The following is an 11,876-nucleotide window of genomic DNA, read 5'->3' as shown; positions in this document are numbered from 1 at the left end:
GCGCGACGTTCATCCTCGATGCCCAACGGCGCAGCCACCGCCCACCGCTACAAGCCCAAGCTCGCTACGACCCTCAAGGAGGGATATGGCGTCGTGGCCCTGCGTCGCGACGCCATGGCGGGCCTTACGGTGGCGATCCTGGCGCTGCCGCTCTCCATGGCCATCGCGGTGGCTTCGGGCGTCTCTCCCGAACGCGGCCTGTGGACGGCGATCGTCGGCGGTTTCCTGGTCTCGGCCTTGGGCGGCAGCCGCTATCAGATCGGCGGCCCGGCGGGCGCCTTCATCGTCCTCGTCGGCGCCACGACGGCCAAGTTCGGCGTCGAGGGGCTGCTGCTGACCGTTCTGCTGTCCGGGCTGATGCTGACCCTCGTCGGCCTGACGCGCCTCGGCTCACAGATCCGCCGTATCCCGCACGAGGTAACCGTCGGCTTCACCACTGGCATCGCCGTGACCATCCTGGCCAGCCAGATCAAGGATCTGGCCGGACTGACGCTGGCCGGCCGCGAGCCGGGCGAGCTGATCCCCAAGCTCACCGCGCTCGCAGGCGCCTTGCCGACCATGAACGTCGTGGCCCTTGGCCTCGGCGTGGGCGTCGCCGCCTTCATCCTCATCCTGCGCCGCTACCGACCAGCGTGGCCGGGAATGCTGTTCGCGGTGGTCGGGGCGACCGTGCTCGCGACCCTGCTGCACCTGCCTGTGGAAACCATCGGCGCGCGCTTCGGCGAACTGCCGCGCAGCCTGCCGGCGCCCGCCTTGCCGACGATGACGCCGGAAATGGTGCTCAAGGTGCTGCCGGCCGCGCTGTCGTTCACCCTGCTGGGCGGCGTGGAAAGCCTGCTGTCGGCGACCGTCGCCGACAAGATGACCGGCCGGGTCCATCGGGCGAACATGGAACTGGTGGCGCAGGGCCTCGCCAACGTGGGCTCGGCCCTGTTCGGCGGCATCGCGGTCACCGGAACCATCGCGCGCACGGCAGCCAACATCCGCGCCGGCGCCAGCAGCCCGTTCGCGGGCATCCTGCACGCGGTCTTCCTGCTGGCCTTCATGCTGCTGGCCGCGCCGCTCGCGGGCTACATCCCGCTGTCGGCGCTGGCAGGCGTCCTGGTGGTGGTCGCCTGGAACATGGCCGAGAAGGTCGAGTTCGTCCGGCTGATGAAGGACTGGCGGAGCGGCGCCATCCTGTTCGCGACCTTCGGCCTCACGTTGCTGCACGACCTCACCGCCGGCATCGTCGCCGGCTGCGTCCTGGCCGCGGCGTTCGCCTTCTGGGAACGGAGCCTGCGCGGCGGCGCGCGCACTTGACCCTTCGGGCGGCATGGGCGACGGCGGGCTGACGTTCTCCCCAGCCCATCGAGTCGAAGCCATGGACGCCCCGCTTTCCGGACACCACGTCGCCGTCCTCCTGGGCGGCATCTCTTCCGAGAGGGAGGTGAGCCTGGTTTCGGGCCGCGAGTGCGCGGACGCGCTGGAGCGCCTGGGCGCCAAGGTCAGCCGCGTGGACGCGGGACGCGACGTCGCCGAGGTGCTGGCCAGGCTGAAACCCGACGTCGTGTTCAACGCGCTGCACGGCGCGTGGGGCGAGGACGGCTGTGTGCAGGGTATCCTGGAGACGCTGCAGATCCCCTACACCCACTCGGGCGTGCTGGCCTCGGCGCTGGCGATGGACAAGGCCAAGGCCAAGGCGGTGCTGGCGGCGGCGGGCGTCACGGTGCCGGGCGGCGGCCTCTACAACCGCTTCGACGTGGCCCGGGAGCATGTGATGGCGCCGCCCTATGTGGTGAAGGCGAACGCCGAAGGCTCGTCGGTCGGCGTCTACATCGTGCGCGACCGCGCCAACCGTCCGCCGCAGGAGATCCTGGAACCGTCCTGGACTTACGGCGAGGAGGTGATGGTCGAGCCGTTCGTGCGCGGGCTGGAGCTGGCGGTGGGCGTGATGGACGGCAAAGCCATGACGGTCACCGAAATTCTTACGGAGCGGGAGTTCTACGATTACGAGGCGAAGTACGCCCAGGGCGGCTCGCAGCACATCGTGCCGGCCCGCATGCCGCCGCATGCTCTTGAAAAGGCTATGGAACTATCCGAACGAGCGCATGCCGCGCTTGGTTGTCGGGGCGTTACCCGATCGGACCTCCGTTATGACGACATTAACGACATTCTGGTCCTTTTGGAGGTCAATACCCAGCCCGGCATGACGCCCACCTCGCTCGTCCCCGAGCAGGCGGCGGCGCAGGGCGTGGACTTCGACCGGCTTGTGTTGTGGATCACGGAGGACGCCTATGGCCGCGGCGGAGCGGGGAGCATCGCGAGTTCAGGCGACGCCCCGGCCCAAGGCAGCCCCCGCCAAGAGGTCGGGCGGGCAGGCTAGTCCCAAGCGTGCGCCGGCGAAGGCCGGCGGCGGCGCGTCTCCCAAGCTGATCCTGCTGACCGCTGCGGGCGTGCTCCTGGCGGCGGTCACCGCCACCCTTGCGACGGGCGGGCGGGGCGAAGCCCTGGCCACCGGCGTCACGGCCGCAATCGACGGACAGTTCGGCCAGGCCGGGTTCCGGCTGCAGACGGTGCACGTCCAGGGCGCGTCCAAGATGGCGACGCCCGACATCGTGCGCGCCGCCGCCGTCCACAAGGACCAGCCGCTGCTGGGCATGGACCTGAACGCGCTGCGCGGCCGGGTCGAGCAGGTCGGATGGGTGAAGGAAGCCAAGGTTGTGCGCCTGCTCCCCGACACCCTGGTCATCGCGGTGGAGGAGCGCCGCCAACTGGCGGTGTGGCAGCACGGCGGCCGCACCGTCGTCATCGACGAGAAAGGCCGCGTCATTCCAGAAGCCGATCCGGCGCGCTTCCCGACGCTGCCGCTGGTCGTCGGCGCCGGCGGGGCGCAACACGCGGGTGAGATTCTTCCGGTGATCGCCCAGCGTCCGAAGCTGATGCAGCGGATGGAGGCCCTGGTGCGCGTCGACGACCGCCGCTGGGACCTTCGCCTGAAGGACGGCTCGCTGATCCAGCTGCCTGCCGCCGGTGAGGAAGACGCCCTGGCGCAGCTGGAACAGCTCGACCTGCGCTCGCGCATCCTTGAGCTGGGCTTCGAGCGCATCGACCTGCGCAACCCTGACGTCGTGGCCGTCCGGCCGCGCGCTCCCATCGATCCCACCGCGCCCGGCGGCCTCGCCGCCGCCGGCGTGTAACGAAGAGAAGAAAAGCCCCGCAGATGCTCAAGCTGCCGACCCGCCCCGAAGCCGCCGCCAAGGACAGCCGCGAAGGCCTGAAAGCCGCGCTCGCGCCGCCGAAGGTGATCGCCGCCGTCGACCTGGGCGCTTCCAAGGTCACCTGCTTCATCATGAAGCCGGAAGGCGTGCGCAAGGCGGACCGGACCCTGACCACCTGCGGCGTGGGCTACGTCCAGTCGCGCGGCGTGCGCGGCGGCTCGATCGTGAACCTCGACGAGGCCTCGGAAGCGATCGCCCAGGCGGTGGAGCGGGCGGAGAACGTCGCGGGCGTGAACGTCCAGGGCGTCGCCGTCGCCACCGCGGGCGGACAGCTCTCCTCGTCGCGCGTGGCCGGCCGCGTCTCCATCGGCGCCCGCCCCATCGGCGACAACGACCTCGTCCGTGCGATCCAGAACGCGCTCGCCCAGATCAAGCTTCCTGGCCGGCGCGCCGTGCACATCCTGCCGGTCGCGTGGTCGGTAGACGGGCAGGGCGGCGTGCGCGACCCGCGGGCCATGTTCGGCAAGACGCTCGGCGTCGAGCTGCTGGTCGTCTCGGTGGCCGAGACGGTCTTCCAAACGCTGGGCGCCTGCGTCGAGCGCGCCCACCTGCAGCTCGAGGGCGTGGTTGCAGCCCCCTTCGTCTCGGCGCTGGCGGCGCTGGAAGAAGACGAGATGGATCTCGGCTCGGTCTGTATCGACATGGGCGGCGGCTCGACGTCGGCCGCCGTGTTCGCGGGGGGCAGCCTGGTGCACGTCGAGACGGTGCCGGTGGGCGGCCAGCACGTGACCCAGGACATCGCCCGCGGCCTTTCCACCTCGGTCGCCGGCGCCGAACGGATCAAGACCCTGCACGGCTCGGCCATCGCCTCGGCCAACGAGGACCGCGAGATGATCGAGGCGCCGCCGCGCGGCGATGATCCGGGCGCGGGTCCGGTGGTTGCGCCGCGGTCCCTGCTGAAGGGCATCATCGCGCCGCGCGTGGAAGAGACGCTGGAACTGCTGCGCGATCGGCTGAAGGCTTCGGGCGCGCCGGTGGAGCCGGGCGCGGGCCTGGTGCTGACCGGCGGCGCCTCGCAGCTCGCGGGGGTCCGCGAAGTGGCCGTTCGGGTCTTCGATCGTCCCGTGCGCCTGGGGCGGCCGCGCCGTGTCCCGCACCTGGCCGACGCCGCCTCCGGCCCGGCGTTCACGGCGGCGGCGGGCATCCTGCACCGCGCGGCCTTCGGCCCGCGCGAAGCGGTCTCGGCCAAGTCGCTGAGCTCGGCCAAGCTGCGGCGTGAACCTCTCGATCCGCGCGCCAACCCCGTGGCCAAGGCCGCCGCCTGGCTGCGCGAGAACCTCTAGCGGCTCAGGACGTCGGCTCGCCGCGGACCGTCTTGGCGATCGCCTCGGCTGTCTCGCCGATCAGGCTTCCCTTCTGGTTCATGAAGGCGCCGACGCCCATGGTGTTGGCCGCCCGCGTCACCTCGAACTGGCGCAGCGCCGCGCCGGCGGGCGTGGTGATGCTCACCTTGACCGTCATCCTGTTGCTGCCGGCCAGGGCGCCGACCATGAACCGGGTGGCCTTACCGACCACCCTGTAGTCAGAGATGGTGAAGGTGAGCTTGGCAGGCGGACCGCTCTGCGGGCCTTGGGCAAGTTCGATCCGCAGCGCCTCGGTCAACGCCTCGACGGTGCCCGCCGGCGCCTTCGCCGCCGACGAGGAGCCGGAGACGTTCTGGATATTGAGCGTGCTGGAGAATGCCGGCGTCGCGGCGCCTGCGGGCTGGGGCGTCTCCTTCACGGTCGTCGAGCAGGCTGAAAGCACCATCGCGGCCGCGGCGGCCACCAGCACGGTTCTGGACATCTTTCCCTCCGGGTCTCCACCCGCAGGAAGAATGAGAGCTTGGCCGCACCGGTTCCCCGACGCCTAGTCCGCCACCTCGATGAAGATGGGGTTGGCGTAGAACCAAAGGTCGCTCCAGGGATCTTCGCCGATGGCGTCCGGCTGAGGTTCGAGCTCGGCGCCGTTCGTCCCGCGGACGCGGACATAGCTGTCGGTGGTCACGTTCTTCAGCGTGAAGGCCATGCTCAGCCGCTCGCCGTCACGCACCCAGTCGGAGGGGCCGAAGCGTCTTGCCACGCGCGTGCTGGGGTTCTTGTCCGTGCTCCGGTCGGCGACGGGACCGGTGACCTCGCCGCGGATCAGGTCGACCCGAGCGATGGAAGGGCTGAAGCCGCCGAAATTCTTCCCCGCCGGGTCGCGGAGCCGGATGACGATCGTGACGTCCGAGCCGCGCGGGACCTTCAGCGCGCCGCCGATCTCGGCCTTGCCGGCGCCGTCGGCGGTCTGAGCGGTGACGTCCGCCTCCGAGACCAAGTCGCCCAGGGTGACGAAGACGCGGCCGTTGCGCAGGCCTTCCAGCACGTCGTCGTAGCTGCTCACCGCCTTGACGTAGGTCTTGGAGTACTCGCCCGGCCAGAAGTCGCTGCCGCCGTCGGTATAGTGACGGTGGGAATCCGAGGTCGAGGTGATCCACCAGCGGCGGCCTTCGCCGAGCATGGAGTCCCAGAAGCCGCCCAGCACCGCAGTCATCTGGTCGAAGCCGCCCATGGTGGGCGCGCGCCGGTAGGCGCCGCGCATGCGGTGCTCCTCGTCGGCCTTGTCAGGCGGGAGCAGGGGGCCGGCCTGGTGGCCAGGGGCGCCCTCCATGCCGACGGCGACGTTCGGGGCGGCGTCGTTCCAGTTGCGCAGCTCGTGAGGGCTGTCCTTGCCGTACCGGCCGATGCCGTCGGCCGTACGGGAGGGATGGTTCGCGATCACCACCGGCGGCGCGGGGAGGGATTTCATGTGATTCAGCGCATCCAGCATGCGCTGCTCGGTGTCCCAGGCGGTGTCGGCCGGCCACGGTTCGCGGCGATTGTAGCCCTTCTCGATCCCGAACAGCGTGTCCCGCTCGGCCGGGGTCTTCGGCACGATGACGCTGGAGTGCTCGGCGCCGGGCGTGTCGAGCTCCATGCCGAAGAACAGGATCAGGCCGGGCGTCTCCTTCCGGGCCTGCAGCACCTCGGGATAGGCGCGCTCCTTGCTGAGCTTGGAATGGCTCGGACCACCATGGTCGGTGGCGGCCATCCAGGCGAGGCCGTGGGCCGACGCCTGCCGGGCGTTCACGCGGATGGTGTTCCGGCTGTCGCCGGCCATGATCGGCTCGGGCGGCGCCTTGCCGTCTGCGGAGGGTTTCCAGTCGACGCTGTACCAGCTGTGGACGTGGTGGTCGCCGGCGAGCCAGGTGCGCCGCGCGGGATCCGCCCCGCTGGGCTTCGCGCCCGCTACGGGCTGGAAGTGGCGGTGGCCCGGATGGGCCCCCGCCGGGGAGGCCAGGATTGCGGCGGACGCCGCGCCGATCAGGATCGCGTGGCGTCGCCGCATTGCTCCGCTCTCCTTAGAACGTCATGCGGGCGACGAGCTGGAAGACCGGGCCGGCCTGCTCTTCCTCGAGCTCATACTCGTCGTAGTTCCGATCAACCTGATCCTCGATGGTCGTGAACTTGTCGAAGGCTTCCTTCTTCTTGCTGTCGAGCAGGTTCGAGCCCGTCAGGCGGACCACGAAGCGGTCGCCCAGCCGCTTCTCGACGAACACCTCAAGATCGGCGCCGTAGGTGGTGGTGACTTCCTCGCCGATCACCCGGCCATAGGCCCTGCCCTGCTTGCGGTAGGTGGCTCCGAAGGCCGCGCCCCAGGCCGGCAGGTCGTGGATGAAGCCGGCGTTCAGGACATACTTGGCCTGGTCGTTGAAGCGGCGGCCGCCGAACTCGTCGCTGATGTCGCTGTCCAGCCAGGAGTAATTGAAGAACACGCCCGTGTTCTCAAGCCCTGCGAAGGTCAGGGGCGTCGAGACGTCGAACTCGATGCCCCACACTTTGCCGTCGCCCGTGTTGCGCGGGGTGAGCACGAACGTGCCGTCGCCCTCGCTGCCTTCCTCGCCGGTGCTCGCCACTTCGACCAGGTCGGTGACGTCGCGATAGAAGACATTGACCCCGGCCACGCCGCGGCTGCCGAGGCGGCGCTCATAGCCCACGTCCAGACCCCAGGCCGACTCCGGCTTGAGGTTGGGATTGCCGAGGAAGTCGTTGTCGCCGAGTTCGGCCAGGAGTTCGGCGGGCGAGAGGAAGTCGAAGTTCGGACGCCGCACGGTGCGCGCCACCGAGACGTTGATCCGGTCAGCGGGCGTGAGGCTCCACCGCAGGTGGGCGGACGGCAGCACGAAGCTGTAGTCGTTCTGCACGCTCTGGGCGCCGGCCGGCGCCGTCGCGTCCTCGATGGTGGTGTCGGTGTTCTCCCACCGCAGGCCGGCTTCCCAGCTCAGGGCGCCGGCCTCGCCCGTGACCATCACGAACGGGTCGATCCGTTCTTCCTCGATCTGGTTCACGCCGCCTGCGACCGGAAGGAAGGGGCCGTAGGCGCCCGGCAGCGTTGGCCGCGCGCCCGGCGGGTTCGGGATGGTGATCCGGTTGCGATCGGTGGTGATCTCGGTGTCGCGGTCCTTTTTCGCGTACTGGACGCCGAACTCGACGGCCGCCACGCCGACGTCGCGCTTGTGCGAGATTTCGCCGCTCAGTTCGCGATCCGTCAGGCGGGTGAAGGTCAGGTCGCCTGTGAAACGATCGTCGTCAGGGAACGGGACGGCGTCGCGGCGGTACTCGTATTCCTCCTCGACCTCGTCCTGGCGGTCTTTCAGCTCGGCGTAGCCCAGCTTGAGGCGCGTGCGGCCGCCGGCCATGTCCTTGTCCCAGCGCCCGCTGAGGGACCAGTTGTCGGTGCGGATGTCGACGTTGTTGTCGTTGTAGGTAGAGAGGTCCGCGGGGCCGACGCGACCGCCGAGGTATTCGATGGAATCTTCGTCCTCGTAGCGGTTCGTACGGACGAAGAAGCCCGACAGCTTCAGCGAGTCGGTGTCGGTGCGGAGATCGTAGCTGCCGTTGACCGAGTAGTCGGCGCCGTCGCGCACATCGCTCTGCACCTCGATGTCGTCCAGCGCGCCGCCGGGCTCGGAGTAGCGCCAGCTGGTCTTCTGCTTCGGGTTGCGGCGACCCTGAATATTCGCGCCGACGATGAAGCGGCCCGGACCCAGTTCGCCCGAATAGACGCCGCCGACCGTGCCCTTCACCCGCTTGTCGTCGAAATGGAGGGCGCCCGCGCGGACGTAGCCGCCGTCTACCGAGTAGCCGTCACGCAGGACGATGTTGAGGGCGCCCGCCATGGCGTCGCCGCTGCGGTTTGCCGAAGCTGAGCGGACGACTTCCACACGCTCGATCAGCTCGGCGGGGATGCGGTCGACGAAGAACGAGCGGTCGAGGCCGGCGCCCGGCACCTTCTCGCCGTTGATGAGGATCTGGGTATAGCCCGGATCCAGGCCGCGCAGGCGCGCGCCATCCGATTCGAGCACGTCGGAGAGGAACGCCACGCTGGGCACGCGCTTCAGGGCGTCGCCGGCGGTCAGCGGTTCGAAGCGCTGGAAGTACTCCAGGTCGTAGGAGAGCACGGGCTCCGGCCCGTCGACGCGGTTGCGGAAGGCGATCTCGCCGGTGACGACAAGTTCTTCGACCGTCTTGGTCCGGTCGGCGTCGTCGGCGGCGACGACGGCGTCGGCGGCGTACGCCTGGGCGGAAGCCGCCAAAGAGATCGCGGACGCGACCCCGAAAAGCGTGCGCTTGGTCATGTAGCTATCCCCCGTTGTTGGCCGGTTGACCTTTCAACCCGGCCGCCTCTATTCGGGGGCGGAATTAGTTTTTGCTGCAGATGGGGGCCAGTGATGTTTAAGCGTCGTATTGATGACAGTTTTGTGTCAATCTTGGCTGCGTCTATACTCATCTCTGCCTGCTCTTCATTCGAAGCCCAGTCCGACTCTCCGAAGATGAGCGTCGGGGCGGGCGCCCCCGTCTCCGCCGCCGCGGAAACGCCGCCCGTGGGCACGACCGCCGCCGACGCCGCCGACGATCCGGCCATCTGGGTCGATCCCGCCAACCCGCAGCGCGGGGTCATCGTCGGCACCGACAAGAAGTCGGGCCTCTATGTCTATGACCTCTCCGGCAAGCAGCTGCAGTACCTGGCCGGCGGGCTGCCGAACAACGTCGATCTGCGTGAGGGATTCCCGACGCCGGCGGGCGTGCGGGTGCTGGTGGCGGCCTCCGACCGCGGCCGTCCGGGCGCCGGTGCGGCCCTGTTCCTGCTGGACCCCGCGACGCTGAAGCTCGACTTCTGGGGCGCGATCCCGGTCGACCTCGTCGAGCCGTATGGCCTGTGTGTGGCGAACCGGGATGGGACGTTCCTCGTCATCGTCAACGGCACGGACGGGCAGGTACGCCAGATGAGGATTGCGGCCGGCCCCGACGGCAAGCCGCAGGTGGCGGAAGAGCGGCGGTTCTCCGTCCCGACCCAGCCCGAGGGCTGCGTCGCCGACGAGGCCGCGAACCGGCTTTATCTGGGCGAGGAAGGGGCGGGCATCTGGCGCTTCGACCTTGGCTCGGTCGCCACGCCTGGCGTGTTGTTCGCCAAGGCGCCGTCGGCCGAGCTGGCGCCCGATGTCGAGGGGCTGGCGCTGCTGAAGGACGGCGCGGCGACGTGGCTGATTGCGTCGAGCCAGGGCGACAGCGCCTTCGCCGTGTACCGCGTGGACGGGCCTGAGCCCCAGTACCGCGGCCGCTTCAGCGTCGTGCAGACGGGCGGCATCGACGCCGTCACCGGAACCGACGGCGTGGCCGCGCTCGGCGGCGTTGTGGGCGGCTTCCCCGAGGGGCTGGTGGTCATGCAGGACGATGTCGACGAAGGACCGGCCGGCGCGCGGCAGAACTTCAAGCTGGTCGATTGGCGCGAGGTGAAGAAGGCGCTCGGGCTTTGACGCGCCCTTCTCTCAGGACGCCGCGATATTCTCCCGCCCGGGCGGTGAATTGTCCGCGCCCAAGACATGCTGCCGCGGTCCTGCCGCCGCGGAAGCTGAGTCCTTGAGGGGCAAGCGGAAATTTCCCTGTGGCTAAGCTCGCCGGAAATGCGACTCGCGCTATGGCCTTAACGCTCGCTTAAGGATGTCGGTCCCCAAATAAACCCATCCTTAAACAAGGGTGCGTCGGCGGGCGGGTCGCCGGACGCTCTGACTGTATTTGGGAAGGACGCAGGGTCCATGGCCATCTCTCTCTCCGCGCCGCGCGCCACGGAACTGAAGCCCCGGATCGTCGTGTTCGGCGTCGGCGGCGCCGGTGGCAACGCCGTGAACAACATGATCGAGGCGGGCCTCGAGGGCGTGGAGTTCGTGGTCGCCAACACCGACGCCCAACAGCTGCAGTTCGCCAAGACGGACCGCCGCATCCAGCTTGGCGTGCAGGTGACGCAGGGCCTGGGCGCCGGCGCCCATCCTGAGGTCGGCATGAGCGCGGCCGAGGAGAGCATTCCGGAGATCGGCGAGCATCTCGACGGCGCACACATGGTCTTCATCACCGCCGGCATGGGCGGCGGCACCGGCACCGGCGCGGCGCCGATCATCGCCAAGTGCGCCCGCGAGCGCGGCATCCTGACCGTCGGCGTGGTCACGAAGCCCTTCCACTTCGAGGGGCGTCACCGGATGCGCCTGGCCGACGCCGGCATCAACGAGCTGCAACGCTACGTCGACACCCTGATCGTCATCCCGAACCAGAACCTGTTCCGGGTCGCCAACGAGCGGACGACCTTCGCCGAAGCGTTCGGCATGGCCGACCAGGTCCTGCACTCGGGCGTGCGCTCCATCACCGACCTGATGGTGCTGCCCGGCCTGATCAACCTCGACTTCGCCGACGTCCGCACGGTCATGACCGAGATGGGCAAGGCGATGATGGGCACGGGCGAGGCGACCGGCGACGATCGCGCCCTGATGGCCGCCCAGAACGCCATTCAGAACCCGCTGCTGGACGAGGTCTCGCTGAAGGGCGCCAAGGCCGTGCTGGTGAACGTCACCGGCGGCCTGGACATGACCCTGCTGGAAGTCGACGAAGCGGCCAACGCGATTTCGGAGCAGGTCGATCCGGAAGCCAACATCATCTTCGGCGCCGCGTTCGATCCGACCCTGGAAGGCAAGATCCGCGTCTCGGTGGTCGCCACCGGGATGGACGGCGCCTCGATCGCCTCGATCGAACCGCGCGTCGAGCGCCGCTCCCTGACGGCCGAGCCGCTGCGCGCCACCGTCACCCCGAAGGCCCCCGAGGCGGAGCCGGTGATGGCCGCCGCGGTCGCGACCGAGCTGCAGCCCGAGCCCGCGTTCGAGATGGAGGCACGCGAGGAAGAGCAGCCCGACATCTTCGGCCTGCCCCCGCAGGCGGAGCCCCAGGCCGCGCCGGCGCCCGTCGCCCGGTCGTTCGAGCCGATGGCGGAAGCGGAACGCGCCGAGGAAGAAGAGCCCCTGTTCGCCGAGCCGGCCTTCGAGCAGCGCAAGCCGCGCGGCGGTTTCCTGAGCCTCTTCGGCGGTCGCCCGCGCTATGACGCCCCGGCGGCGGCCCCGCAGGCGCGCATGGACGCTCGCCCCGCGGCCGGCCCGGTCGCCACCGCGGCTCCGGTGCGCGGCGGCGCTCAGCCGCTGGAAGCTGTGCAGATCGAAGAAGAGCCCGATACGGCCGAGGACCTGGAGATCCCGTCCTTCCTCCGCCGCCTCGCGAACTAAGTTCGGCCTCGCCG

At 69.6% G+C, this 11,876-nt stretch carries 9 protein-coding genes; 6 read left to right on the top strand and 3 right to left on the bottom strand.

Going from position 1 to position 11,876, the window contains the following annotated elements; all coding sequences use genetic code 11:
- Window positions 1-18: 18 nt before the first annotated feature.
- The 4 genes from ACO2Q0_RS03650 (at window position 19) to ftsA (ending at window position 4,543) form a co-directional block, all read left to right on the top strand.
- Window positions 19-1,302 (top strand): SulP family inorganic anion transporter, encoded by a 1,284-nt coding sequence (locus ACO2Q0_RS03650; protein WP_423350113.1) that lies wholly within the window; start codon window positions 19-21, stop codon window positions 1,300-1,302.
- Window positions 1,303-1,363: 61 nt separating this feature from the next.
- A complete protein-coding gene (locus tag ACO2Q0_RS03645; RefSeq protein WP_423350520.1) occupies window positions 1,364-2,365 on the top strand; it encodes a D-alanine--D-alanine ligase in 1,002 nt (333 codons plus the stop codon).
- Complete coding sequence (locus ACO2Q0_RS03640; RefSeq protein WP_423350112.1) at window positions 2,277-3,179, top strand: cell division protein FtsQ/DivIB; 903 nt, start codon at window positions 2,277-2,279, stop codon at window positions 3,177-3,179. Before ACO2Q0_RS03645 ends, ACO2Q0_RS03640 begins: the two co-directional genes overlap by 89 nt.
- A gap of 23 nt (window positions 3,180-3,202) precedes the next feature.
- A complete protein-coding gene (gene ftsA, locus ACO2Q0_RS03635) occupies window positions 3,203-4,543 on the top strand; it encodes a cell division protein FtsA (RefSeq protein ID WP_423350111.1) in 1,341 nt (446 codons plus the stop codon).
- Window positions 4,544-4,547: 4 nt separating this feature from the next.
- Here ftsA and ACO2Q0_RS03630 read toward each other — a convergent pair whose 3' ends face one another.
- The 3 genes from ACO2Q0_RS03630 to ACO2Q0_RS03620 all read right to left on the bottom strand — a co-directional run bounded on the left by ACO2Q0_RS03630 (window position 4,548) and on the right by ACO2Q0_RS03620 (window position 8,898).
- A complete protein-coding gene (locus ACO2Q0_RS03630; protein WP_423350110.1) occupies window positions 4,548-5,045 on the bottom strand; it encodes a hypothetical protein in 498 nt (165 codons plus the stop codon).
- 63 nt (window positions 5,046-5,108) lie between these two features.
- On the bottom strand, window positions 5,109-6,608 hold the full coding sequence (locus tag ACO2Q0_RS03625; RefSeq protein ID WP_423350109.1) for a phosphoesterase: 1,500 nt from the start codon (window positions 6,606-6,608) through the stop codon (window positions 5,109-5,111).
- A gap of 13 nt (window positions 6,609-6,621) precedes the next feature.
- Window positions 6,622-8,898 carry a TonB-dependent receptor plug domain-containing protein gene (locus tag ACO2Q0_RS03620; RefSeq protein WP_423350108.1) on the bottom strand — a complete coding sequence of 759 codons (2,277 nt, stop codon included), beginning with the start codon at window positions 8,896-8,898 and terminating at the stop codon, window positions 6,622-6,624.
- Window positions 8,899-8,991: 93 nt separating this feature from the next.
- Here ACO2Q0_RS03620 and ACO2Q0_RS03615 point away from each other — a divergent pair, with 93 nt between their 5' ends.
- Window positions 8,992-10,077 carry a phytase gene (locus ACO2Q0_RS03615; protein WP_423350107.1) on the top strand — a complete coding sequence of 362 codons (1,086 nt, stop codon included), beginning with the start codon at window positions 8,992-8,994 and terminating at the stop codon, window positions 10,075-10,077.
- Window positions 10,078-10,356: 279 nt separating this feature from the next.
- Entirely contained in the window at window positions 10,357-11,862 is a 1,506-nt protein-coding gene (gene ftsZ / locus ACO2Q0_RS03610) for a cell division protein FtsZ (RefSeq protein ID WP_423350106.1), read from the top strand.
- Window positions 11,863-11,876: the final 14 nt, after the last annotated feature.

The sequence above is a fragment of the Phenylobacterium sp. VNQ135 genome (assembly GCF_049445735.1).
Taxonomy (GTDB): domain Bacteria; phylum Pseudomonadota; class Alphaproteobacteria; order Caulobacterales; family Caulobacteraceae; genus Phenylobacterium.
This window is presented reverse-complemented; position numbering and strand designations above follow the sequence as displayed.